The sequence below is a fragment of the Streptomyces sp. NPDC015661 genome, assembly GCF_043077765.1.
GTDB lineage: Bacteria > Actinomycetota > Actinomycetes > Streptomycetales > Streptomycetaceae > Streptomyces.
In genome coordinates, this window is sequence record NZ_JBIBST010000024.1 from 1 (window position 1) to 23,105 (window position 23,105).

Annotated in this window: 21 protein-coding genes; 2 read left to right on the forward strand and 19 right to left on the reverse strand. The window is 69.9% G+C overall.

Going from position 1 to position 23,105, the window contains the following annotated elements:
• Positions 1–147 precede the first annotated feature (147 nt).
• The 18 genes from ACF07V_RS38000 to ACF07V_RS38085 form a co-directional block, all read right to left on the reverse strand.
• On the reverse strand, positions 148–879 hold the full coding sequence (locus ACF07V_RS38000; protein ID WP_392160638.1) for an aspartate/glutamate racemase family protein: 732 nt from the start codon (positions 877–879) through the stop codon (positions 148–150).
• 41 nt (positions 880–920) lie between these two features.
• Positions 921–2,420, reverse strand: coding sequence for an NCS1 family nucleobase:cation symporter-1 (locus tag ACF07V_RS38005; protein WP_392160640.1), 1,500 nt, complete (start codon positions 2,418–2,420; stop codon positions 921–923).
• A 178-nt stretch (positions 2,421–2,598) separates the two neighbouring features.
• Positions 2,599–3,768, reverse strand: coding sequence for an agmatine/peptidylarginine deiminase (locus tag ACF07V_RS38010; RefSeq protein ID WP_392160642.1), 1,170 nt, complete (start codon positions 3,766–3,768; stop codon positions 2,599–2,601).
• A gap of 58 nt (positions 3,769–3,826) precedes the next feature.
• Positions 3,827–5,278, reverse strand: a complete 1,452-nt coding sequence (locus ACF07V_RS38015) for a purine-cytosine permease family protein (RefSeq protein ID WP_392160644.1) — start codon at positions 5,276–5,278, stop codon at positions 3,827–3,829.
• A gap of 150 nt (positions 5,279–5,428) precedes the next feature.
• On the reverse strand, positions 5,429–6,571 hold the full coding sequence (locus ACF07V_RS38020; protein ID WP_392160646.1) for an agmatine/peptidylarginine deiminase: 1,143 nt from the start codon (positions 6,569–6,571) through the stop codon (positions 5,429–5,431).
• Between the two features lie 42 nt (positions 6,572–6,613).
• Positions 6,614–7,411 (reverse strand): ABC transporter ATP-binding protein, encoded by a 798-nt coding sequence (locus ACF07V_RS38025; RefSeq protein ID WP_392160648.1) that lies wholly within the window; start codon positions 7,409–7,411, stop codon positions 6,614–6,616.
• Positions 7,404–8,390, reverse strand: coding sequence for an ABC transporter ATP-binding protein (locus ACF07V_RS38030; protein ID WP_392160650.1), 987 nt, complete (start codon positions 8,388–8,390; stop codon positions 7,404–7,406). The genes ACF07V_RS38025 and ACF07V_RS38030 overlap by 8 nt, the downstream gene beginning before the upstream one ends.
• Complete coding sequence (locus ACF07V_RS38035) at positions 8,387–9,241, reverse strand: ABC transporter permease (protein ID WP_392160652.1); 855 nt, start codon at positions 9,239–9,241, stop codon at positions 8,387–8,389. The genes ACF07V_RS38030 and ACF07V_RS38035 overlap by 4 nt, the downstream gene beginning before the upstream one ends.
• Positions 9,238–10,197, reverse strand: coding sequence for an ABC transporter permease (locus ACF07V_RS38040; protein ID WP_392160654.1), 960 nt, complete (start codon positions 10,195–10,197; stop codon positions 9,238–9,240). The genes ACF07V_RS38035 and ACF07V_RS38040 overlap by 4 nt, the downstream gene beginning before the upstream one ends.
• Positions 10,194–11,870 carry an ABC transporter substrate-binding protein gene (locus ACF07V_RS38045; RefSeq protein ID WP_392160656.1) on the reverse strand — a complete coding sequence of 559 codons (1,677 nt, stop codon included), beginning with the start codon at positions 11,868–11,870 and terminating at the stop codon, positions 10,194–10,196. Before ACF07V_RS38045 ends, ACF07V_RS38040 begins: the two co-directional genes overlap by 4 nt.
• 105 nt (positions 11,871–11,975) lie before the next feature.
• A complete protein-coding gene (locus ACF07V_RS38050; RefSeq protein WP_392160657.1) occupies positions 11,976–12,989 on the reverse strand; it encodes an agmatine/peptidylarginine deiminase in 1,014 nt (337 codons plus the stop codon).
• A gap of 173 nt (positions 12,990–13,162) precedes the next feature.
• Entirely contained in the window at positions 13,163–14,899 is a 1,737-nt protein-coding gene (locus ACF07V_RS38055; protein ID WP_392160659.1) for an urease subunit alpha, read from the reverse strand.
• Positions 14,896–15,591, reverse strand: a complete 696-nt coding sequence (gene ureA / locus ACF07V_RS38060; protein ID WP_392160661.1) for an urease subunit gamma — start codon at positions 15,589–15,591, stop codon at positions 14,896–14,898. Before ureA ends, ACF07V_RS38055 begins: the two co-directional genes overlap by 4 nt.
• Positions 15,592–15,751: 160 nt before the next feature.
• Positions 15,752–16,522, reverse strand: a complete 771-nt coding sequence (locus tag ACF07V_RS38065) for an alpha-ketoglutarate-dependent dioxygenase AlkB (protein ID WP_392160663.1) — start codon at positions 16,520–16,522, stop codon at positions 15,752–15,754.
• Positions 16,494–17,666 (reverse strand): hypothetical protein, encoded by a 1,173-nt coding sequence (locus tag ACF07V_RS38070; protein WP_392160728.1) that lies wholly within the window; start codon positions 17,664–17,666, stop codon positions 16,494–16,496. Before ACF07V_RS38070 ends, ACF07V_RS38065 begins: the two co-directional genes overlap by 29 nt.
• A 95-nt stretch (positions 17,667–17,761) precedes the next feature.
• On the reverse strand, positions 17,762–18,343 hold the full coding sequence (locus ACF07V_RS38075) for a TetR/AcrR family transcriptional regulator (protein ID WP_392160664.1): 582 nt from the start codon (positions 18,341–18,343) through the stop codon (positions 17,762–17,764).
• Between the two features lie 379 nt (positions 18,344–18,722).
• Positions 18,723–19,640 (reverse strand): sensor histidine kinase, encoded by a 918-nt coding sequence (locus tag ACF07V_RS38080; RefSeq protein ID WP_392160666.1) that lies wholly within the window; start codon positions 19,638–19,640, stop codon positions 18,723–18,725.
• 71 nt (positions 19,641–19,711) lie between these two features.
• Complete coding sequence (locus tag ACF07V_RS38085) at positions 19,712–20,872, reverse strand: agmatine deiminase family protein (RefSeq protein WP_392160668.1); 1,161 nt, start codon at positions 20,870–20,872, stop codon at positions 19,712–19,714.
• A gap of 148 nt (positions 20,873–21,020) precedes the next feature.
• On the opposite strand from ACF07V_RS38085, the gene ACF07V_RS38090 reads away from it, so the two are divergent.
• Both ACF07V_RS38090 and ACF07V_RS38095 read left to right on the forward strand, forming a co-directional pair.
• Complete coding sequence (locus ACF07V_RS38090) at positions 21,021–21,620, forward strand: TetR/AcrR family transcriptional regulator (RefSeq protein WP_392160670.1); 600 nt, start codon at positions 21,021–21,023, stop codon at positions 21,618–21,620.
• A gap of 241 nt (positions 21,621–21,861) precedes the next feature.
• Positions 21,862–22,728, forward strand: a complete 867-nt coding sequence (locus tag ACF07V_RS38095; protein WP_392160730.1) for a D-alanyl-D-alanine carboxypeptidase family protein — start codon at positions 21,862–21,864, stop codon at positions 22,726–22,728.
• A 110-nt stretch (positions 22,729–22,838) separates the two neighbouring features.
• On the opposite strand, the gene ACF07V_RS38100 is transcribed toward ACF07V_RS38095, so the two are convergent.
• Positions 22,839–23,096: a DUF6332 family protein gene (locus ACF07V_RS38100; protein ID WP_392160672.1), complete on the reverse strand. Its 258-nt coding sequence runs from the start codon at positions 23,094–23,096 to the stop codon at positions 22,839–22,841.
• Between the last annotated feature and the right edge of the window lie 9 nt (positions 23,097–23,105).

Consider the following 23,105-nt stretch of genomic DNA (forward strand, 5'->3'; position numbering starts at 1 on the left):
GCGGGCACCTCGGCGTCGTGGGGCAGCACCGCCGCGATCGTCCCACCGGAGACGGCGACCGACGCCGGGCGCGTCCCCTCGGGGGTGATGACGCGCGTCGAGCGCAGGACCAGATCTGTGTCGGTCAACGGATGTTCTCCTCTTCTCTCACTTGTTCGCTGCCTGCGGAGGCCAGTTGGCGATCTTCTTGGGGCGCGGCGTCGCGTAGGTGCGTACCTTCGAGGTGGACAGACCGAGCCGCACCAGGGACTCGGCGACGGTCACCGCCGCGCTCACTCCGTCGACGACGGGCACGCCGGTGCGCTCGACGACCCGCTCGGCGAGGCCTGCCATGCCGCCGCAGCCCAGGCAGATCACCTCGGCCCGGTCGTCCTCCACCGCTCGGGCGGCCTGTTCGACGATCGCCTCGACGGTCGTCCTCTCGTCCTCCTCCAGCGCCAGGACGGGGAGCCCGCTGGCCCGTACGGACGCGCAGCGCGCGCTCAGTCCGGCGACGTGGAGGCGCTCCTCGATCAGCGGGACCGTCCGGTCGAGGGTGGTGACGACGGAATAGCTGCGGCCGAGGAACTGGGCGGTGGCGGCGGCCGCCTCGGTGATGTCGACGACCGGCACGTCGAGCAGCTCCTGCAGGCCTTCGCGGCCGTGCTCGCCGTACCCGGCCTGGATGACCGCGTCGAAGGGCTCCGGATAGGCGCGGACGGTCTCCATCACGGCGATCGCGGCGAGGTAGCTCTCGTAGTTGCCCTCGACCGACTCCGCTCCGAACTCCGGGGTCAGCGCGACGATCTCGGTGCCGGGCGCGGCCACGGCCGCCGCCTGCCTGCCGATCGCGTCGGTGATGGACTGTGTGGTGTTGACGTTGACGACGAGGATGCGCATCAGCCGGCCTTCCGCTCGTTCCGTTCGTTCGGCCCGGTGGGTCATTCGGCGGCGACGGCGATGGACTCGCCGTCCACGTCGCGGATCGGCGCCTTGCGGTCCGCGACGATCGCGTACAGCCCGGCGCCGAGGACGGCGCCCACGAACCAGGAGAATCCGGCGACGGCGTGGAAGAAGGGCGCCAGGGCGACGACCACGGCGACGGCGGCGCCGGGCAGGAAGGCGGCGACGGCGCGCGGGTTGAAGCCGTGGCGGTAGTGGTACTCGCCCTGCGGGTTCTCGGTGTAGAGGTCGGGCACGTTGACCCGGGACCTGCGGAGCAGCCAGTAGTCGGCCATGATCACGCCGAAGAGCGGTCCGAGCAGGGCGCCGAGCCCGCCGAGGAAGTAGTTGACGGCGATCGGGCTGTTGTAGAGGTTCCAGGGCAGGATGACCAGGCCGATGACCGCGCTGACGACGCCCGCCCGCCGGAAGTCGAGCTTGCGCGGGAAGAGGTCGATGAGGGCGTAGATCGGCGCGACGAAGTTGGCCAGCAGGTTCACGGCGACGGTCAGGGCGATCAGGGCGAGGGAGGCCGCCGCCAGGAGCGCCATGTTCGGGATGGTCCGGACGATGTCCGTGGGGCTGGTGATGACGCGGCCGTCGAGCTTGAACTGCGCTCCGCTGAGGACCACGACGATGCCGGCGAAGAACAGCATGTTCAGCGGGATGCCGATGACGTTGCCGCGCACGATCGAGGCGCGGCTCTTGGCGGACCGGGTGAAGTCGCAGAAGTTCAGGACGAAGGTCCCGTAGACGACCACCCACAGGGCGGCGGCCTGGAGGATCTGCAGCCACATCTCGCCGCCGATGAGCGGTGCGTCGATGGAGAGGGCGATGGAGGCGTCGGCGCGGACGAACATCCAGACGGCGAGGGCGCACATGGTGATGAGCGTGGTCGGCGCGGCGAAGGCCATGTAGCGCCGGATCATCTGCATGCCGTAGCTGACGATGACGAGCTGCACGGCCCAGAGGGCCAGGAAGGTGATCCAGCCGAGGGTGGACTGGCCGAGCAGCGTGTTCTCGTCGAGCGACGCCAGTCCGGGGAACATCGCGACGAGCAGGGCGCTCAGGACGGTGGAGGCCAGATAGGTCTGGATGCCGAACCAGGCGATGGCGACGATGCCGCGGACGGCCGCAGGTATCTTCGCGCCCTTGATGCCGAACGCGATGCGGCTCATCACCGGGAAGGGCACGCCTGTCTTGTGGCCCATGAAGCCGGAGAGCGTCAGGAGCAGGAAGAGCAGTACGGAGGCGAGCGCGAAGGCCGCGAGGATGCCCCAGACGTTCAGTCCGAGGGCGAAGAGCCCGATCGCGAAGGCGTAGTTCCCGAGGCTGTGCACGTCGTTGGCCCAGAGGGTGAAGACGTTGTACGCGCCCCAGCGGCGGCCTTCCCTCTTCGTCGGGGCCAGGTCGTAGGTGTACAGAACGGAGCCGGTTGCGCGACGGAGGGCCTGGCGACCGGTGGAGGTCTGAGGCGGAGTCTTTAGATGTTTCCACAAAGTGGAAGTGGTTTTCCGATCGACAGAACGTAGTTTTCTCCAAGAGCAGCGTCAAGGGCTCGGCGAGAACGACTTCCCTCTACACGCGTCCACCTCGCCAGAGTCCGGATCGCCGGACAAAGCGCATAAAACGCGACGAGCCCGGGTCTCAAAGGAGAGACCCGGGCCCGTCGTTGGTTCAGCGGTTGGGCTCCTGCATGGTGACGCAGTGGGCGCCACCGCCGCCGTTGCCGTAGAGGTTGTCGAGGTTCAGCTGGACGACGGGGCGGCCGTAGGCGGCGGCGATGGCCGACTTGGCCGCCGCGTCCTTGGCGGTGTCGCCGAACTGGGTGGTGATGATCGCCTGGTTGGTCACCGTCCAGTTCATGTAGGAGCTGAGGAAGTCGGCCTGCTTGCCCACCTGGATACGGGGCAGGGTGTCGGGCCCTTCGATGGTGAGGACCTGGAGCCTGCGCCCTCTGGCGTCGGTCGCGTTGACCAGGGTGTCGCGGATGGCCTGCGCGTTGGCGGTCCACACGTCCGGGCGCACGGCGCCGGCCAGCTGCACCATGACCACGCCGGGCCGGATGTAGCGGGCGGTTCCGTCGATGTGGCCGTCGGTGACGTCCTGCCCGGTGACGCCGGGCAGCCAGATCATCTTGGACGCGCCGAAGCGGGACAGCAGTTCGGCCTCGATCTGGCTGCGGGACTTGCCGGGGTTGCGGTTGCTGTTCAGCCAGCAGCTCTCGGTGGCCATCACGGTGCCGTCGCCGTCGTACTCGATTCCGCCGCCCTCACCCACCACCGACGCGTTCGCGAACGACACGCCCGCGTAGGAGGCCACCTTCGGCGCCACCGTGCGGTCCTTGGAGTAGGCGGAGGTCGGGAGGCCGTAGAAGGTGGTGGCGTTCTCGCCCCAGGCATTGAAGTTCAGGCCGAAGGCGTCCAGGCCGCCGGCCCCGTCCACACGGAACAGCGGGCCGGTGTCGCGCATCCAGCAGTCCGAGACGGGGATGGAGCTGATGACCGTGACGGTGGACCCGCAGGCGGTCCTGGCCTGCGAGGCGGCGGAAGAGCCGTCCGCGCACATGACGACCGGCTCGTACTTGGCGACTTCCTTGGCGAGCTTGGCGATGTCGGCCTGGATCTTGGACAGCAGGTTGCCCCAGATCGTGTAGCTGGACGGCCAGGCCATCCAGGTCCGCTTGTGCGACGCGTCCTCACCGGGGACACGCCAGGACGCGGCCATCGCGGGCTGGATGCCGCCGAGGACGGGACCCACCGCCAGGGCGGCCGCGGCCGCTCCGCCGCGGGCGAGGAGGCTTCTGCGGCTGATGCCGGGACGTTCGCCGTCGTGCTCTGTCTTCACGTGGTGCTCCTTCTTCCAAAGGTTCTGTACGTGCAGGCGCGCTTGCTCAGCGGGTTGCTCAGTGGACCGGGTCCAGCAGCCCCTCCTCCCTGACCATCCGGCGCTCGGTGGCCAGATCGAGACTTCGGGCGAAGGCCCAGTAGAGGCCTCCGGCCACGGGCAGGCCGACGAAGATCGAGCAGTCGACGCCGCCGAGGCGCTCCGCGACGGGCCCGACGAAGAGGCCAGTGATGACCATGAACGGGGCCATGCAGGCCAGGCCGATCGCATAGGCGAGGTTCCCGCGCCAGCCCCAACGGCCGTAGATCCCCTGCGGGTTGAAGATCTCCTTGACGACGTACTGGCCGCGCCGGACGAAGAAGAAGTCGACCAGGTTGATGGCGGTCCACGGGATGAAGAGGTACGTCAGGAGGACCACCACGTTGGCGAAGAACCAGTTGAACTGGTCGATGCCGACGAGGGTGGAGACCGTGCCGACGGCGGCCAGCATGATCCCGATCGTGGCGACCCGGATGGACCTGGTGGGCTTGACCGGGCGGAACGAGTCGACGATCGAGATCATCGTGAGACTGCCGCCGTACTGGTTGATCGCCATGATGGAGAGCAGCCCGACCAGCAGGACGACGACCGCGATCGTGCCGAACCCGCCGAACAGCCGGTCGGCCGACAGCTTCAGCGCGGTGACCGGGTCCGTGCCCTCGGGTGCGGCGGCCGAGACCACGGCACCGAGGACGAAGACCCAGATCCCGGAGACCGCGCTGGGCAGGTAGGTCCACCAGAAGGTGCTGCGCACGGGGACGTCGGGTCTGAGGTAGCGCGAGTAGTCCGAGACGTACGGCGCCCAGCCCAGCTGGAACCCGGCGACGAAGACGAACACGAGCATGAACGGGGCGAGTTCGAACGGGCCGGCGGTCCACGCGTCGTCGGGCAGCCCTCCGCCGAACAGGGCGGACGCGGTGACGGCCGCGGTGATCACGACGAAGGGCCAGGTGAGCCACTTGTTGAGCTTGTGGATCCACTCGTACCCGAACAGCGCGATCACGGTCGCCACCGCGGCGGCGAGCAGATAGCCGAGGGTGTTGGGTATCCCGGTGAGCAGGTTCATGGCCTGGCCGGACAGCAGGGCGTCCGAGGTGTTGAAGGCCACGTAGTTGACCAGGGCGAACACCCAGACGGTGAGAGCGGCCCCCAGATAGCCGAACTGGGGCCGCGACTGCACGAGTTGGGGCAGCCCCAGCTGGGGCCCCTGGGCCGAGTGGAACGCCATGAAGAACGTTCCGAAGAGGGAGCCGAGGACGGTGGCGACCACCGTCCACACGAGCGAGGCCCCCATGGACAGCGTCACGACGCCGGTGGCGAGGCCGGTGAGATTGAGGCTGCCGACGAACCAGATGGCGCCGACGCTCGACGGTTTGCCATGCCGTTCCGAGAGGGGCACCCAGTCGATCGAGTGCTGTTCGATGCCCGCGTGCGATGCGGAATCACGCGTCGGCGAGTCAACTGGCCCCATGTGGGCTCCTGTTCAGGGGTGCGTTCATGAAGCCGTACAGCGCTGCGCGACACGCCGGCGCTGTACGGTGCGCTCACCCTAGGGACTGACTCAAATTTCAGTCAATGGCAGGGACGCAGCTCTCTGACGAAACTTTCAGTCATCCCGGTCTCAGGCGACCGGCTGCTGCTGGGTGACGCAGTGGATGCCCCCGCCGCCCGTGCCGAGGCGGTCGATGTTCAGCTGCTCGATGTACCGGTCGGGGTAGAGGCGCTGCAGCGTCGCCCGGGCCGCCTCGTCCGCCCTCCGGTCGCCGAACTGGGCCGAGATGACGGCGTCGTTGCAGAGGTAGAAGTTGGCGTACGAGGCGAGGAAGTCCCGGTTCGTGGAGCGGATCTTGTTGTAGTCGGGGCCCTGGAGGCGCATCACGTCCAGGGCGCGGCCCGCCGCGGTGGTCTCGGCGGACAGGACGCTGTACTGCCGGCGGGCGTCGCGGGCGAAGGCGTCGGTGTCGGCCGCGACGGGCATCTGGACGAGGGCCTCGCCGGGGGCGAGGAAGCGGGAGGTAGCGTCGACGTGGTCGTCGGTGATGTCCTGTCCGTAGACGCCGTCGAACCAGATGACCTTGGACGCGCCGTACGCCTGGCACATCGCCTTCTCCAGCTGCCGCTCCGACATCCCGGGGTTCCGGTTGCGGTTCACCAGGCTGCTGCGGGTCGCCATCAGGGTGCCGGCGCCGTCCTGCTCGATCGCGCCGCCCTCGCCGACGAGATCGGCGTAGGTGAACGGCACGCCCACGTGGGCGGCGATCCGCTCGGCGGCGAGGGCGTCCCTGGCGTGGGTCTGCTTGTTGCCCCAGCCGTTGAAGTTGAGGCCCACGGTGTCGAGACCGCCGTGGCCGTCCGTACGGAAGACCGGCCCGGTGTCGCGCATCCAGCAGTCGTCGACGGGGACGGAGCTGATGACCGTGACGGTGGAGCCGCACATCGAGCGGGCCTTGGCGGCGCTCCCGGGGTTGGCGCACATGACGACGGGCTCGTACGTGGCGATCGTGCGGGCGATCAGGGCGATGTCCGCCTGTACGCCGCTCAGCTTGCCGGGCCAGATCACGGTGCTGTCCGGCCAGGCCATCCACGTACGGGTGTGCCGGACGTCCTCGACGGGCACCCGGAAGGTGCCCGCGGCGGCGGTGGCCCGTTCGGGGAGGGCGGTCGTCGCGAGGGCGGCGCCCGCGGCGGTCAGTCCGGCCGCCGCGAGGAACCGGCGCCTGTTGAGGCCGGGTCCCGCGTGCCGGGCGACAGCGTGTTCGTTCATGGTTGACCTCCTGTGTCAACGACGGTGGGGGGTGAGGGGCGTTCAGAGCGCCCGGCGAGCCTCGGCGATCGCCTCGGGGTCCCAGCCGGGGCGGGGTACGGACTCCAACAGCAGCCGTGTGTACGGGTGTTGGGGTGCGGCGAGTACCTCGGCGGTGGGGCCCGCCTCGACGACACGGCCCTTTCGCATGACGATGACGTCGTCGGTGACGCACCGGACCACGCCCAGGTCGTGGGTGATGAACAGGTAGCCGATCCGGGTCTCCTCGCGGATGTCGGCGAGCAGGTTGAGGATCTGCGCCTGTACGGAGACGTCGAGCGCGGCGACCGCCTCGTCCAGGACGAGGACGGCCGGTTCGACGGCGAGGGCGCGGGCGATGGCGACGCGTTGGCGCTGACCGCCGGAGAGCTGGCGGGGCCGGGCGTCGGCGGCGCGGGTGCCGAGCCCGACCTGGTCGAGGAGCTCCCGGATGCGCCGGTCGTGGTCGGTGCCGGGGAAGTGCAGGCGCAGGGTCTCGCGCAGGACCTGTTCGACGCTGGTGCGCGGGTCGAGGGAGAGGTACGGGTCCTGGAAGACCATCTGGACCTCGCGCGCACGGGCCAGGCGCCGGGCCCGGCCGCGCTGTCGGGCACCGCGGGCCTCTCCTCGTACGAGGACGTCGCCGGCGTCCGCCTGTTCCAGACCGACGACGATCCGGGCGGTGGTGGTCTTTCCGGAGCCGGATTCGCCGACGATGCCCAGGGACCCGCCCTCGGGGAGGGTGAAGGAGACGTCGTCGACGGCGCGGACGCTCCCGAAGGTGCGGTGGAGGCCGACGGCCTCCAGGACGTTCTCAGGCATCGACGGGGCTCCCTTCGAGACGGTCGCTGTGGTGGCAGGCGGCCTGGTGGTGCGGCAGTCCGGGCGTGGGCCGCGGCTCGGGGGCCTGTTGGTCGCAGATCTCGGTGGCGAGGTGGCAGCGGGCGGCGAACGGGCAGCCGTGCAGCTCCTGCCGGAGGTCCGGGGGCTGGCCGTCGATCGCGTCGAGCCTGCCTCGGGGGGCTTCCAGGCGGGGCGTGGAGGCGAGCAGTGCCGAGGTGTACGGGTGCCGGGGCCGGGCGAAGAGGGCCTCGGCGGGGCCGCTCTCCACGATCCGGCCGGCGTACATGACGTACACGCGGTCGCTGATGGCGGCGGCGAGGTCGAGGTCGTGGGTGACGAAGAGCAGGCCGGTGCCGAAGCGTTCGCGGAGTCGGGCCAGGAGGGCGATGACCTCGGCCTGGGTGGTGACGTCGAGCGCGGTGGTGGGCTCGTCGGCGAGCACGAGGACGGGGTCGCCCATGAGGGCGGCCGCGATCATGACGCGTTGCAGCATGCCGCCGGAGACCTGACCGGGGTACTTGCCGAGGGCCGAGTCGTCGAGACCGACTGCCCGCAGGAGCTCACCGGCGCGGGCGGTGGCGTCCGCCCGGCTCATGGTCCCGGTCAGGGTCACGCTCTCGACGAGGAAGTCGCCGATGCGGCGCAGCGGGTTGAGGGCGGCGCGCGGGTCCTGGAAGACCATGGACACCGTGCCGCTGCGCAGGTCGCGGAGCTGGTCGGCGTTCATGGTGAGGACGTCCTCGCCGCGCACCCGGACGGCGCCTTCGACGACGGCGCCGGGTGGCAGCAGGTTCAGGGCGCTGCGTGAGGTGAGGGTCTTCCCGGACCCGGATTCGCCGACGAGGGCGACGGTCTCGCCCGTCGCGACGTGGAGGTCGACGCCGTCGAGGACGGGGCGGGCCGTGCCGGGCAGCGTGATGCGGAGCCCTTGGACGTCGAGCGTGTACGTATCGGTCATCGGTCTCTCCTGGCGACGCGGTCGGCCCAGCGCTCTCCGACCACGTTGAAGGCGACGACGGTGAGCACGATGAACGCGCAGGGCAGGATCGCGGACAGCGGGTAGCCGTGCTGGATGGCGGTCTGGCCGTCGAAGACCATGCGGCCCCAGTCGGGGGTGAGCGCGGGTACGCCCAGGCCGAGGAAGGACAGGCCGGCGAGGTCCATCAGTGCGTAGCCGAAGTTGATGGTGGACTGGGCGAGGACGACGGGGGCGATGTTGGGCAGGATGTGGCGCAGGCTGATCTGGAGGGCCGAGTGCCCCTGGACCTGGTAGGCGCTGACGTAGGGGCGTTTGCGTTCGGCCAGGACGAGGGAGCGGGTGAGCCGGCTGACGTACGGCATGTAGGCGATGGAGAGGGCGATGACGGGGGCGAGCAGTCCTTCGCCGTAGATCGAGATGATCAGGATGGCGAGGAGCATGCCGGGGAACGCGAAGACCAGTTCGGTGCTGCGTGACAGGACGGAGTCGAGCCAGCCGCCCCGCCAGCCCGCGGCCATGCCGACCGCGACTCCGGCGAGGGTGGAGAAGACCACGACCCCGAGGGGTCCGAGGAGTGAGGTGCGGGCGCCGAGGAGCAGCCGGGAGAGGGTGTCGCGTCCGGCGGCGTCGACGCCGAGCAGGTGCTCGGGGGAGGGTCCGGCCAGTGCGTTGCCGAGGTCGACCGCGTTGGGGTCGTACGGCACGAGCCAGGGCGCGAGGAGCGCGGCGACGGTGACGACGGCGACGAGGCCGAGGCAGACCAGGTGGAGCGGGGACCTGGCGGTGCGGATCTTCGCGAGGCCGGGCCTGCGGGTCAGGACGGCGGTCATACGGAGGAACTCCTCGATCCGAGGGTGATCCGCGGGTCGACCAGGGGCAGCAGCAGGTCGACGACCAGGTTCACGGTCATGAAGAGAGCGACGACGATCAAGGAGATGGCCTGGACGGTCGGGAAGTCCTTGGTCGTGGTGGACAGTTCGAGGAGCTGGCCGACGCCGCCGATGCTGAAGGCGGTCTCCACGAGGATCGTGCAGACCAGGAGGGTGGAGACGATCAGTCCTCCGGTGGTGAGGACGGTGCCCAGTGAGTTGCGGAACACATGGCGGCGGATGACCTGGCTCTCCGGGACGCCCCGGCTGCGGGCGACCGTGACGTGCTCGCTGTCGAGGGCCTCGACCATGGCGGAGCGGGTGACGCGGGCGAGCATGCCGATCAGGTAGAGCGCGAGGGCGATCGCCGGGAGGGTGAGGTGCCAGACCTGGTCGAGGAAGCCCTCGCCGGAGCCGCTGCTGGGGAACCAGCCGAGGTTGACGGCGAAGAGTCCCTGGAGGAGGACGGCGGCGACGAAGGAGGGGGTGCCGACGGCGAGCGTGGTCCCGACGAGGACGGCCGAGTCGGTGCCGCCGCCGCGTACGGCGGCGACCCATCCCAGGACCAGGCCGATCACGACGACGACGGCCAGTGCCATCACGACGAGCAGCAGCGTGGTGGGGAGGCGGTCGGCCAGGAGCCGGGAGACGTCGGTGCGGTAGGTGATGGACCGCCCGAAGTCGCCCTGCAGGATGTCGCCGAGCCAGCTGAGGTAGCGGACGAAGAAGGGGTCGTCCAGGTGGTATTGGGCGTTGATCGCGGCGAGCGCCTCGGGTGAGGCGGAGCGGCCGGAGAGCAGGAAGCCGGCCGGGTTGCCCGGCGCCAGGTACATGGCGCCGAAGACCACGAACGACGCACCGAGCAGGGTGGCGGCCATCTCCGCCACCCGGCGTACGGCGAATCTCACGAAGTTCACGGCGTGGCCCCCGCGGCCGGTGCGCCGACGTCGGCGGCCCACGGGTAGTACATGTACGCGATGGTGGTGGGGGCGCCGGTGATCCTCTTGTTGAGGAAGACCGCGGTGGGCCACTCCGCGACGGGGATCCACGGCAGCTGCTCGGCGGCCCGCTGCTGCAGCTCGGCCTCGATCCTCATGCGCTGGTCGGGCTGGTAGACGGCGGTGGCCTCGTCGACGAGGGCGTCGTACCCCTTGTCGGTGTAGCCGGCGAAGTTCATGTAAGCGCCGGTCTTGAAGTTCTGCAGCAGGTCCAGCGGGTCGGTGATCGAGTCGTAGTAGGTGAGCGGGAACATGTCGATGCCCTCGCGCGCCTTGGGGTCGGTGAAGAGCGCCGTGAAGGCGTTGGGGGCGATCGTCTTGAGGTTGATCTTCAGCCCGATCTGGGTGCCCGCCGCCTGGATCGCGGTGGCGAGGAGGGAGACGTCCTGGCCGATGGAGCTGGTGGCGACGGTCAGGGTCTTGCCGGTGGCGCCGGCCTCCTTGATCAGCGCCTTGGCCTTCTCGATGTCCTGGGCGGCGGGCGGCAGCGCGCCGAAGGCGGCCTGCCGGGTCTTCTCCGAGGCTCCGGCCCAGGCGGCCCGGGTGGTGAGGGAGGTGGTGACGGTGCCGGCGCCGCCGAGTCCGGCCTTGACGAACCCGGAGCGGTCGAGGGCCAGGGAGAGCGCCTTGCGTACCCGGAGGTCGCCGAGCGCGCCCGTCATGTTGGTGATGTTGACGTTGACCGTGCTCAGGCCCTCGCCGAAGTAGAGGGTGCCGACGCCGCTGTCGCGCAGTCGGCCGTAGCTCTCGGTGGGGATCAGATAGCCGCCGTCGATCTCGCCGCTGAGCATGGCGTTCGTGCGGGCCGAGGGGTCGGTCAGGACCCGGAAGACGGCCTTCTTCGCCTTGGCCTTCGTACCCCAGTAGCCGTCGAAGCGCTCCAGCTCGATCGACTGGCCCTTGCTCCACGCGCCGAGCTTGAACGGGCCGGTACAGGCGAGGTCACCGGTGGTGCCGTAGTCCTTGCCCGCCGCCTCGACGCCGGCCTTGGAGGCGACGACGCCCGCGGCGGTCGCCATGTACTGGGGGAACTGGGAGTCCGACTTCCTGAGCTTGACGGTGACCTGGAGCGGGCCGGTCTTCTTTATGGAGGCGACGTTCTGGAAGGTCTGTGCCCAGGCGGCGGCGTTCTTCGGGTCCCGCTGCCGGCCGAGGCTGTAGATCACGTCGTCGGCGGTCATCGTCCTGCCGTCGTGGAACCGCACGCCGGCGCGCAGGTCGTAGACCCAGGTGGTGGGGTCCGGGTTCGACGCCTTCCGCGCCAGGCCGGGCTCCACGGCGAGGCCCGGTGTCCAGCGCATCAGGCTCTCGCACACGTTGGACAGGATCGTGTTCTGCGGATAGTCGAACGCCATCGTGTAGTCGAGGGTGGGCGGCTCGGCGTAGACGGCCCAGGTGAACGAGTCGATCTCGCCCCGGGCCTTCGGCGTGGCGGCGGAGAGCTTGGTCTCGGAGCCGCCGGTACCGGTGTCCTTGGGCGGGCCGACGCAGGCCGCGAGGGCCGCGAGGGAGGTCAGGGCGGCCGTCGTCACGGCGATCCGTCCGCGCGTGCCGCGGGGACGTCTGCTGCCGGAGGGCAGGGATGGGGTCATCGTCGCGCTCTCATTCCGTGATGTCCGTCTGTTCCGTGATTTCCGTGCGGGGTGCGGGGCCGGAGGGCCGCCGGTGCGGCCCTCCGGGAGCGGTCCGTCCGCGGCTCAGGCGCCGGCGGGCACGGCGGGGATCTGCTGTGTGATGCAGTGGACCCCGCCGCCGCCGTACGCGATCGCGGGTGCCCGCACCCCGACGACCTTGCGGCCCGGGTACGCGGCGGCGATGACCGCGAGCGCCTCGTCGTCCTGGGGCACGCCGGCCACCGGGACGACGACGCCGCCGTTGGCCACGTAGTAGTTCAGGTACGACACCTCGACCTCGCCGCCGGCGACGTCGGCGAACGCGGTCTGCGGGATGTCGACGATCTCGAACGGCCGCCCCTGGGCGTCGGTCGTGGCCTCCAGCACCGCACGGTTGGCACGCATCCGGGCGTAGTCGGGGTGCGCGGGGTCGTCGGGCAGGGAGACGACGACCTTACCGGGAGCGGCGAAGGCGCAGACGCCGTCGACGTGCCCGTCGGTCTCCGTGTCCAGCAGACCGCCGTACGGAAGCCAGACAACCTTGTCCACGCCGAGCTGGGATTTCAGTTCCGTCTCGATCTCGAACCGGTTCATGCCGGGGTTCCTGTTGGGGTGGAGCAGGCACTGCTCGGTCGTGATCAGGGTGCCTTCGCCGTCGACGGTGATCGCCCCGCCCTCCAGGATCATGTCGGAGGGGATGCGCTCGATGCCGAGGTGCTCCAGGAGGAGGCCGCTGATCCGGTCGTCGGAGTCGTACGGGCTGTGCTTGCGGCCCCAGGCGTTGAAGCGGAAGTCCACTCCGGCGCGGTTGCCGTCGGCGTCGAGCACGAAGAGCGGGGCGGAGTCCCGGAACCAGGAGTCGTCCTGGGCCAGCTCCACCACGGTGATCTCGTGGCCGCACCTCGTGCGGGCCTCCTCGCCGTGGCCGGGCGGCGCGACCATGGTCACGGGCTCGAAGGCGGCGATGGCGCGGGCGACGTTCGCGTACTCCTCCTTGACGTCGTCCAGCACGCTGCCCCACAGGTCCTCACGGACGGGCCAGGCCATCAGGCACCCTTCGTGCGCGGACCACTCGGCAGGCATACGGAATGCAGTCATCACGGGTCTCTCTTCGTTTCGCCAGAAGTACCCGTCGGCGGTGGCCGGCTCTGCCTGGCGGAGGCGCGGGACGGGTACGCGGTGTGAACAGCATCCTCCTCTCGACTGAAAATTCAGTCAAGAGAAGGGACGTGCAAAAACGCGCTTTTGGAGATTCGGTCGGCGGAGCCGGATCAGAGGAAGTACAGACGGCTCAGCGAGACCTGCTGCGCCGGCTCGGAGCGCATCGGATCGCCGTCGAGGGTCACGAGCCCGCTGCGCGGGTCGACGTCCACCTGTCCCAGACGGGCGTTGTGCAGCATGTCCGCCGGGCCGATGCCGCGGGTGTCCCGTACGGCCACCCGGCGGCGGCGGGTCGGCATCGCGTCGGCGCCGAGTCCGGCGGCGGCGCGGCTGACGAAGGCGACGGAGAGCTCGGCCGGAGCGGCGCCATGGGCACCGAACAGGGGGCCCAGGACCAGGGGCTCACAGGTGTCGGTGGCGGCGTTGGGATCGCCCGTGACGCCGTAGGCGGGGAAGCCCGACTTGAGGACCATCTGCGGCTTGGCGCCGAAGAAGGGCGGGCGCCAGAGCACGATGTCGGCGAGTTTGCCGGTCTCGATGGACCCGACCTCGTGGGCGAGGCCGTGGGCGATCGCCGGGTTGATGGTGAGCTTGGCGATGTACCGGAGCACGCGCGCGTTGTCGTCGTGTGCGCCGTCGCCCTCAAGGGGCCCCAGCTCGGCCTTCATCTTGCCGGCCATCGCGAACGTACGCCGGACGGTCTCCCCCGCGCGGCCCATGCCCTGCGCGTCGGAGGAGGTGATCCCGATCGCGCCGAGGTCGTGCAGGACGTCCTCCGCACCCATGGTCCCGGCCCGGATCCGGTCGCGCGCCATGGCGGCGTCGCCCGGGAGGTCGGTCTTGAGCGCGTGGACGGAGACGATCATCCCGTAGTGCTCGGCGATGGCGTCCCGCCCGAAGGGCAGGGTGGGGTTGGTGGAGGAGCCGATGACGTTCGGCACGCCCGCCATCTTCAGGACGTTGGGGACGTGTCCGCCGCCGCAGCCCTCGATGTGGAAGGCGTGGATCGTACGGCCTTCCAGGACGCGGAGGGTGTCCTCCACGGAGAGGCACTCGTTCAGTCCGTCGCTGTGGAGGGCGACCTGGACGTCGTGCTCCTCGGCGACCCGCAGGGCGGTGTCGAGGGCGCGGGTGTGGGCGCCCATGTCCTCGTGGACCTTGAAGCCGCAGGCACCGCCCTCGGCCAGGGCCTCCACCAGGGGCGCCTCGTCGGAGGCGGAGCCCCGCGCAAGGAAGCCGATGTTGACCGGCCAGGCGTCGAAGGCGTCGAACCCGAGCCTGAGCGCCCAGGGGGAGTTCACGCCGACGCCCCAGCTCGGCCCGATCTCCTGGCCGATGATCGTGGTGACGCCGCTCGCGAGCGAGGCCTCCATGATCCGCGGGGACAGCAGATGGACGTGGGTGTCGATCGCACCGGCGGTGGCGATCAGGCCTTCGCCCGGGATCATCGTGGTTCCGGTGCCGACGACGACGTCGACGCCGTCGAGGGTGTCGGGGTTGCCGGCCCGCCCGATCGCGTGGATCCGGCCCTCGCGGATGCCGATGGACACCTTGCGGATGCCCTGCACGGCGTCGATCACCAGGACGTTGGTGATCACGACGTCGCACGTGTCCCGGACGGTCGCTGCCTTGAGGTGCATGCCGTCACGGGCGGTCTTGCCGAAGCCCGCGAGGAACTCGTCACCGTACGCCTGGGCATCCGACTCCACCCGTACGACCAGCCCGGAGTCTCCGAGCCGGACCCGGTCCCCCGCGCGGGGCCCGTGCACGGTGGCGTACTCGTGCGGATCGATGTGCCGGCTGCTGCCGGGCGCGCAGTGGTCGCTGTGTCTGGTGGGCCTGCTCATCGCTCCGCCCCTTCCGCTCCGAGGTAGCCGCAGGCGGCGGCACGCTTCAGGGCCTCGGCCTTCGCGCCGGGCCCGTCCAGCGGGCCGTCGACCAGGCCCGCGAAACCGATGGCGATCCGGTCGCCGCCCATCGGTACGAGTCCGACCTCGACGGTGGCGCCGGGGTCGAACCGGGTGGACGACCCGGCCGGGGCGGCGAGCCGCATGCCGTAGGCGGCGGCGCGGTCGAAGTCGAGGCGCGGGTTCGCCTCGAAGAAGTGGAAGTGCGAGGTCACGCTGACCGGGACCGCCGCCGCGTTGCGCACCCACAGGGTGATCTGCGGTTCCGGCTCCGGCAGGGTGTCCGTGTGGGGCAGGACGGCCCCGGGGGCGCCGTCGTCGTGTTCCACGTCGCCGAAGGGGGCGCTGATGACGGCCAACCGGGTGCCGTCGTCGAACACCGCCTCGACCTGGATCTCCGTCACGACGTCGGTGACGCCGGGGAGCACGTCGTCCGGGCCGAGGACTCCGCGGCCGCGGTCGAGGGCCTCGGCCAGGTGGAGGCCGTCGCGTGCGGCCTCGCAGACGGTGTCGGCGATCAGCGCGGTCGCTTCCGGCACGTTGAGCCGCAGCCCGCGCTCCAGGCGGGTGCGGGCGAGCTGGGCGGCGGTGAAGAGCAGCAGCCGGTCCCGTTCGGCAGGAGTCAGAGGCATGTCGCCCCCTGTCTGAAGGGTCTGGTCGGACGCAAGGTGTCCCTGTCCTTTCCACGAAGTGTCAGAGGGGTGCAGGGCGTTCACTGTGACACTGACTGAAATATCAGTCAAGGTCGCGGACGGCGCGAAGACCAGGTGGGACGACGAGGAGGGCGCCGGCTCAGACGGGCGGCATCAGGTCGCTCTCGCTGACGGTGTACGTCAGCAGGGGGTAGACGAAGTCCGTTTCGTTGTTCTCACGGCGTCGCAGCTGATAGAACTCGCGCCTCTGCTCCTCGTCGGCCGGCATGAGCCGCTCACCCTGCGGGAGGTATGCCTGTCCGTCGCGAAACCGGACGAAGGTCTTCGAGGTGCGAAAGGTGAGACCCAGCCATTGGTTGTCCACCGCCGGTGCAGGTGCGTCCAGGACGATCTTGTGCCTCAGCCGCCTATTCGATGCGACGGAGAACGCGACGACGCCGTGATGGGCGAGAGAGATCTCGAACGTCTCGCCACCGCCCTCCTTTGATGCGAAGACGAGCTTCCTCGGCGGGCTCACTTCGGGGTGCTGGTAGCAGGAGAAGACGGCGATGAACGAATCCTCGGCCAGATCGAGGGCTTGGTCGGAATGGCTGCCCATCTTCGTGTAGGCGTTGGTATAGCTCTCGATGAGAGCGTTGTTGAAGCCGACCGAGAGCCCCGCACGTTCCTGGATCCGTCGCGCCAGCCGCTCGTGCACCGCCTGGAAAGGCTGCACCGGACTGCCGTACTGAGTGGTGGTCCGTACGAGAGGCACACCGCCCGCCTCGTCGATCCCGGCGAGGACGGCGCCCCGCCGGCCTTTTCCCACGTCTTCGAGGAGAACCGACGCGGACAGCTCCGTGAAGAAATCCTCGTCGGCCGGCAGAGCGAACGAGAGGATCTCATCCGAGATCGTGGACTCGGGGCGCAAGGTAGTCTCCCGTGTTCATGCTGAAGAGAAATTGGTCGCCGTACTCGATGAAGGACGAGGTCCTGTTCTCCTCGGCGTACAACCTCCGCAGCTCGTCCATGCCGGCCTGTGTCGGTGGCCCCAGCTTCACCAGGTCTCCGGCCCTTTTGAGGAACGTGTCGCCGTCCTTGTGAACGGCTTCGGCGCTCGAACAGCGCACCACATATCCCAGGCGGGTCGGGAGCAGCTCGGCGTCCAGTGTCGAGGGCCGGATCTCGTGGGTGTACAGGCGGTTGGTGGACAGCGGCATGAGGAACACGGAGCCGGGGTGGAGGGTCACGGTGAACTGCTCGGGGAGGGCGACCCCGTCGCGTTCCCCGGCCGGCTCCTTGAGGCGGAAGTGGAGTCTGGTCAGCGCGCTGGCGCCCCTCATGCCGTAGTCGAAGGGGTCGTCGGCCAGGGGCTGCAGCCCGTCGAGCCGGTCGTAGAAGGTGCAGAAGGCCATGATGCCGTTGACGGGCATGTCCTTGGTCTTGTCCGCATGGGACGAGATCTTGGCCTTGGACTGCTTGCGCTCCGCCGTGGCAAGGGTGTTGTGGTAGATCTGCGCGAGGACGTGATTGAGCGGTGCCGGGTTCCGGAAGACGGCGGCGGCCTCGCGGTTCAGAGCGTCGACGATGTGCGTGTCGGTCGGGCGGAAGTCCTCGGTCGGCCCCGAGAGGTTCGTGGAGCACCGGAGCAGGCGGAAATGCAGTTCGTCACCGTCTCGCGTGACGGGCGTCAGATAGATTCCGCTGCGATGGGCCGTTCCGGGCTTGGTGGACTCCGTCAGCGACTGGAACTCGTGCTCCGCACTGATCCGTTCGAAGAGGTCGCTGTCGAGTCCGAAGAAGCGGCGGTAGTACACGCCGACGCCGTGTACGCGGAGGGGAACGCGCCCGAGGTCGACGCGAGTCCAGGGTGCGTCGGCGTCCTCGTGGTCACCGTGCGACAGCTCGCGGATCATGAACACCCGGGCGGCCGCGCACAGTTGGTGGCTGCCGATCCCGGACATGTCGCCACACAGGTAGACCGTCCTCCGTGTGAGGTCGGGCGAGGCGGAAGCGAGGTCCTCCGGCGTGATCACCGACCCGAAGAAGTCCTTGACCACGTCATGGTCCCGCATCGCCGCAGGCGCGACCAGGACGTTGTGCACGTCCTCGATGCGGGCTTCCGTCGCGGGTCGCCCGTGCGGCGCGGGCTCGGCACGCAGGTGCCTCGTCACGGCCGGCCCAGCCCCTCGATCTCGGCGTCGATGGCTTCGCCCATCAGGGTCCGGGCGTGGGCGATCTGGAGCGTGCCGCTGAGCCAGCGCATGCTCAGGCCCTCCAGCAGGGCGGTGAGGCGCTCGGCCGAGGCCGTCAGGGCGACCGCGGGGGCCATCGGCTGGACGTGGCCGAGCAGGGCCGCCACCTCCTGGACCCAGACCAGGGTGGCTCGCGCCAGGTCCTCGCGCAGGAGATCGTCGAAGACGGCGCTCGCCCTCAACTCGCCCCAGGCGCTGCTGTTCTCCCTGACCTCGGTGGTGTCCTGGAGTTCGAGGAGGAGCGTCTGGTCCAGTTCCTCGCGCGGGCTGAGCGGTTCGGCGTCCGGATCGCGGTGGGTCGTGTAGCGCTCGGCGCGGTCGTTGATGAACTCCAGCGTCTTGCTCAGGATCCCGGCGCGGTCCTTGAAGTGGTAGTAGATCAGCGCGGTGGACACGCCCGCCTCGGCCGCGAGTTCCTCCACGCGCAGGCCGCGGACCCCGCGCCGGGCGATCACCCGGGCGGCGGCTTCCAGGATCTGAGTGCTGCGAGACGCCATGGCCCGAACCTTACCGGGCGCCTCCCCCGCCGGGAACGCGAAGCTGATCACGGCTCCGGGGAGGGAACCGCCGAACGCGCAACTTTCGTTGCCCCGCTCTGGCCGATCGGCACTACTGGGCGCCGGGTCCCCTGCCGAAGGCTGGTGCCATGCATGACCTGGTGAAGTACGAAGAGAGTGCGGGCAGCGGGTACCGGGCGCCCGAAGCCCACCGCGCACGGCGCGCGAGGGTGCCCGTGTTCGTGAAGGTCCTGGCTGCCGTGGCCTGTCTGAGCTTCCTGCTCCTCGCGGTGCTCGGCTCCCCGGGACTCCCTGCGCACGGCGACCCGTACCTCCGACGCGGCCGCGTGTTTGTGCACGTCGGTCAGGGCTTCGCGGATCACCCTGTCCACGGCGCGCCGGGCGGTGGGGCTTTCCCCGCCGGGTCCTCGCCGGACCAGTCGAGGTGCACGGCGATGCCGGCCGTGCGGGACTGGGCCACGAGCGCGGCGACGTCCGCGCGGGTTCCGGTGCGCGCGGTCAGCGGCTCCGGCGTGCCCGACAGCGGATCCTCCACGCGCAGGACCCCGAGGACGTCCCGTAGCTCGGCCATCGCCTGGCGGACCGTGCTGTGCACCAGCCGGGCGCTGCGCCGGACCTCGGGATCGCCGGCCTCACCGGCCATTTCGAGGCCGCCGGAGTGCAGGGCGACGAGACTGGGCCGGTGGCCGAGCAGGTCGTGCATCTCGCCCGCGATCCGGGACCGTTCGCGGGATCTGGCCTGTTCCTCCGCCGAGCGGTGGGCCCGCTCCAGGAAGGCGTTGCGCTCCTCCAGGGCCTGGAGGAGCCGCTCGCGCTGACCGGTCAGCGCTCCGGCGAGGCCGGGCAGGACTCCGCAGACGATGCCCGTGACGAGGACGACCATCACGTCGTACTCGAGTATCGGCACCTGCTCGGCGGCCGAGTGGGCGAGGGTGACGGCCAGGGGCACCGTCAGGGAGACGGTCAGGGTGACGACGCGGTGGTGGAGACGGGTCCAGTTCAGGCCCGCCGTGTAGGCCACGGCTGTCAGCGCCCCGCCGGTCAACGGCTCGATCGCCATCAGCGTGGACGCGGCGACCAGCGCCGTCGCGGGCCATCGCCTGCGGACGAGTACCGCCGTCACCGCTCCCGTGGCCGCGGCGAGCTGTCCCGCCGTGCCGCACAGCGCGCCTTGCTCGGAGCTCCAGCTGTCCCAGTCCAGCAGGGCCACGACGGTCGCCGCGGTCACGGCGACCAGTGCGAGATCGGCCGACAACGGAAACAACCGGCGTCGCATGTCACTCCTTTCTCAAAGGGGCCGGCCGCCGCCGGAGGGCGACGGCCGGCGCGTCGAACAGTGCCGCCGGGTCAGACCAGCGGCGGCGGAACGGGCTGCGACTGGGTGGAGCAGTGGATGCCGCCCCCGCCGCCCGCGATGGCGTCGATGTTCAACTGGACGACGTTCCGGCCGGGGTACGCGGCCTGGAGGATGTCGTAGGCCACGCCGTCGGCGTAGCTGTCGCCGAACTGCGGGACGAGGACGGCGCCGTTCGCCGTGTAGTAGTTGGTGTAGCTGGACAGGAAGCCGGTGCCCCTGCCGCGGATCTGATAGCGGTCGGGCCCGGGGAGCTCGGTGATGGTCAGGCGGCGGCCCTGTGCGTCGGTCGCGCCGAGCAGGATCTGCTTGGTCTCGTTGTAGACGGCGACCCACTTGGGGTCGGTGCGGGGGCCGGGCCGGTCCAGGATGACGTGTCCCGGTGCGACGAAGCGGGCCAGGCAGTCGATGTGGCAGTCGGTGATGTCCTGGCCGGCGAGTCCCGGCACCCAGATCACCTTGTCGATGCCGAGCGCCGACTTCATCGCCTGTTCGATCTGGTCCTGGCTCATGCCCGGGTTGCGGTTGCTGTTGACGAGCGAGCTGACGGTGGCGAGAAGGGTGCCCCGGCCGTCGGTCTCCAGCGAACCGCCTTCCCCGACGAACCCGGCCCGGACGCGGGGGACGCCGTACTCGCCGAGGAGGGTCGCGGCCGCGGCGGCGTCGTTCGCATACGGCTGCGCGTACGACGTGCCGGTCTTGCCCCAGCCGTTGAAGTTCGTGTCCACACCCGCGACGGCGCCGGGGGCGACCACGAAGGTGGGGCCGAAGTCCCGGATCCACAGGTCGTCATTGGGTATCTCGACGACCTCGATGCCGTAGTAGGCACCGGCCCCGCACGCGTACCGGGCGTCGGCCGCCTGGCCGGGTCGGGCGAGCACCACGACGGGCTCGTAGCGGGAGATCGCGTCGGCCACGCGCGCGATGTCGTTGCGGACGGCGCCGAGCTGGATGGACCAGACCGACGACAGCGCGGGCCAGGCCATGAAGGTCCGTACGTGGCGGTCGTGCTCCGCGGGCATGCGCAGCGTGGCGCCGGAGGGGCTGGTGGCGGCACGGGCGACGGTGGGCAGGGCCGACCCGAGGGCCGCGAGGGGCAGAGCGGCCGCGCCGAGCCGGAGCAGTCGGCGTCGGGACGTCGTGGGGATGTCCATGGAACTCCTACCTGGAGGGAGGGGGCGGATGTTCCCCCGCATGGTGTCGCAGACTGAAAATTCAGTCAATAATCCTGAGATGGTGACTAAAGATTCAGTCAATATGTGACACTGATGGTTCAGACCACTCAGACCAATCAGTCAGACCATGCACGAGGGGGAACACGTGGCGAGGGACCGCCGAAGGGCCATCCTGGAAGGTGCCGCGCGCGTCATCGCACGGCGAGGGGTCCGCGGACTGCGCATGGAGGAGCTCGCGACGGAAGCCGGGGTCTCGACCGCGCTGATCTACTACCACTTCAAGGACCGTGCCGGCGTTCTCCGCCACACCCTCGAGTTCATCAGCGACCGGGCCGATCGCTACACCTCCGACGGGGACGGCCGCGCCGGACCGCTCGACGCCCGGGAGGAGCTGACACAGACCCTCCTCCTGGAGTTCCAGGACGTTTCCGAAGTCCGCGAGAACAGCACGGCATGGGGCGAACTGCGCGCCAGCGCGGTCTTCGAGCCCGGACTGCGCGGAGATCTGGCCAGAGCCACGCTGGCCTGGATCCACGATGTCGCCGACCTCCTGAGCGGCATCCGGCCCTCGGCTCCCGCACCGGCCCTGACGGCATCCGCCGAACGGCTCACCGGCCTCCTGGAGGGACTCAGCACGCGCTGGCTCAGCGGCGCGCTGCCCCTGACCCACGCACGCGAACTCGTGAGGGAAGCGGTCTCCCTCGAGATCGAGCGACTGAGCCGCTGACGCGACGGGGTCTCGTCACACCGGCCCGGTTCGACCGGCGTCTCGGCCCATGGCGGAGGGGAGCGCGCCGGCGGTGACGGCGCATCACGGGAATCGGCCGAAGATCACGGTCCCGCCGCGCATCCCCGGAGCCCTTTCGATCGTCTTGCAGGCGCCGGGTCCTTGTCCGGCACCGTCCCAGGACCCGGACGACATCGATTCCTATCAAGGGCAGAAGACTTTGCTGACTCCCACTCTCGGCCTGCGCAGCGCCGTGACCGTCTCGCTGACGGCCTCGGCCGTCCTCGCCGGCGGCCTCTTCGCCGGCCAGGCGCAGGCCGCGCCGTCCGCCCCGTCGATCACCGCCCCGGGCGGCTTCGTCATGAACAACGGAACGGGTACGACGCTGTACGGGAAGGCCGCGGACACCCGCCGGTCGACCGGCTCCACCACGAAGATCATGACGGCGAAGGTGGTGCTGTCCCAGCCGAACCTCAACCTCGACGCCAAGGTCACGATCCAGAAGGCCTACAGCGACTACATCGTCGCCAAGAACGCCTCGTCGGCCCGGCTCATCGTCGGGGACAAGGTGACCGTCCGGCAGCTTCTCTACGGCCTCATGCTGCCGTCCGGATGTGACGCCGCCTACGCGCTGGCCGACAAGTTCGGCACGGGCTCCACGCGCGACGCCCGCGTCAAGTCGTTCATCGGGAAGATGAACGACGAGGCGCGGAGGCTCGGTCTGCGGAACACCCACTTCGACTCGTTCGACGGGATAGGGAGCGGGCAGAACTACTCGACTCCGCGCGATCTGACGAAGATCGCCAGCAGCGCGATGAAGAACTCCACGTTCCGCAGCGTCGTCAAGACGAAGTCCACGACGCAGAAGGTGACCACGAAGAGCGGTGGTTACCGGTACATGTCGTGGACCAACACGAACAAGCTCCTGAGCACGTACAGCGGCGCGATCGGCGTGAAGACCGGTTCGGGTCCGCAGGCCAAGTACTGCCTCGTCTTCGCGGCCACCCGCGGCAACAAGACGGTCATCGGCACGGTGCTCGCCTCGCCGTCCGAGGCGAACCGGGCGGCCGACGTGAAGAAGCTGCTGGACTACGGCTTCGCGAGGTAGTCGTCACCGACGGCGCCGGTCCGCCTCCAGCCGCCTCCCGTCCGACGGGAGGCGGTGCGGGCGGCCCGTGGTCGGACGTACTGCTCAAGGGGACGCACCCTCGTGATGGGTCAACGCCCCTGACGGCGAGCCGCGTCGAACCGGACCAGCACCCTCACCACGCGCCACACCGCGGCAAGTGCGGCCAGCACCGTGCCCACCCGCAGCAGAGCCTTCCCCGCCGGTGAGGAGACGCCGACGAGCACGGCCGGCACCAGGAGCACGCCGAACACGAGGGCGGCCAGGGCAGCGCCCGTCACCAGGGCGAAGCCGATCTCCACCGTCATCGCGTCCTTCTCCCACCGCGACTCCCGCCCCATGTCCTCCATGCTGCGAGT

Excerpts from the sequence above, each read along its gene's own strand:
- ACF07V_RS38000 (WP_392160638.1), bottom strand. The coding sequence starts at position 879 with ATGCGCATCCTCGTCGTCAACGTCAACACCACACAGTCCATCACCGAC.
- ACF07V_RS38015 (WP_392160644.1), bottom strand. The coding sequence starts at position 5,278 with ATGGGGCCAGTTGACTCGCCGACGCGTGATTCCGCATCGCACGCGGGC.
- ACF07V_RS38020 (WP_392160646.1), bottom strand. The coding sequence starts at position 6,571 with ATGAACGAACACGCTGTCGCCCGGCACGCGGGACCCGGCCTCAACAGG.
- ACF07V_RS38025 (WP_392160648.1), bottom strand. The coding sequence starts at position 7,411 with ATGCCTGAGAACGTCCTGGAGGCCGTCGGCCTCCACCGCACCTTCGGG.
- ACF07V_RS38030 (WP_392160650.1), bottom strand. The coding sequence starts at position 8,390 with ATGACCGATACGTACACGCTCGACGTCCAAGGGCTCCGCATCACGCTG.
- ACF07V_RS38035 (WP_392160652.1), bottom strand. The coding sequence starts at position 9,241 with ATGACCGCCGTCCTGACCCGCAGGCCCGGCCTCGCGAAGATCCGCACC.
- ACF07V_RS38045 (WP_392160656.1), bottom strand. The coding sequence starts at position 11,870 with ATGACCCCATCCCTGCCCTCCGGCAGCAGACGTCCCCGCGGCACGCGC.
- ACF07V_RS38050 (WP_392160657.1), bottom strand. The coding sequence starts at position 12,989 with ATGACTGCATTCCGTATGCCTGCCGAGTGGTCCGCGCACGAAGGGTGC.
- ACF07V_RS38055 (WP_392160659.1), bottom strand. The coding sequence starts at position 14,899 with ATGAGCAGGCCCACCAGACACAGCGACCACTGCGCGCCCGGCAGCAGC.
- ureA (WP_392160661.1), bottom strand. The coding sequence starts at position 15,591 with ATGCCTCTGACTCCTGCCGAACGGGACCGGCTGCTGCTCTTCACCGCC.
- ACF07V_RS38070 (WP_392160728.1), bottom strand. The coding sequence starts at position 17,666 with ATGCGGGACCATGACGTGGTCAAGGACTTCTTCGGGTCGGTGATCACG.
- ACF07V_RS38075 (WP_392160664.1), bottom strand. The coding sequence starts at position 18,343 with ATGGCGTCTCGCAGCACTCAGATCCTGGAAGCCGCCGCCCGGGTGATC.
- ACF07V_RS38080 (WP_392160666.1), bottom strand. The coding sequence starts at position 19,640 with ATGCGACGCCGGTTGTTTCCGTTGTCGGCCGATCTCGCACTGGTCGCC.
- ACF07V_RS38085 (WP_392160668.1), bottom strand. The coding sequence starts at position 20,872 with ATGGACATCCCCACGACGTCCCGACGCCGACTGCTCCGGCTCGGCGCG.
- ACF07V_RS38090 (WP_392160670.1), top strand. The coding sequence starts at position 21,021 with ATGCACGAGGGGGAACACGTGGCGAGGGACCGCCGAAGGGCCATCCTG.
- ACF07V_RS38100 (WP_392160672.1), bottom strand. The coding sequence starts at position 23,096 with ATGGAGGACATGGGGCGGGAGTCGCGGTGGGAGAAGGACGCGATGACG.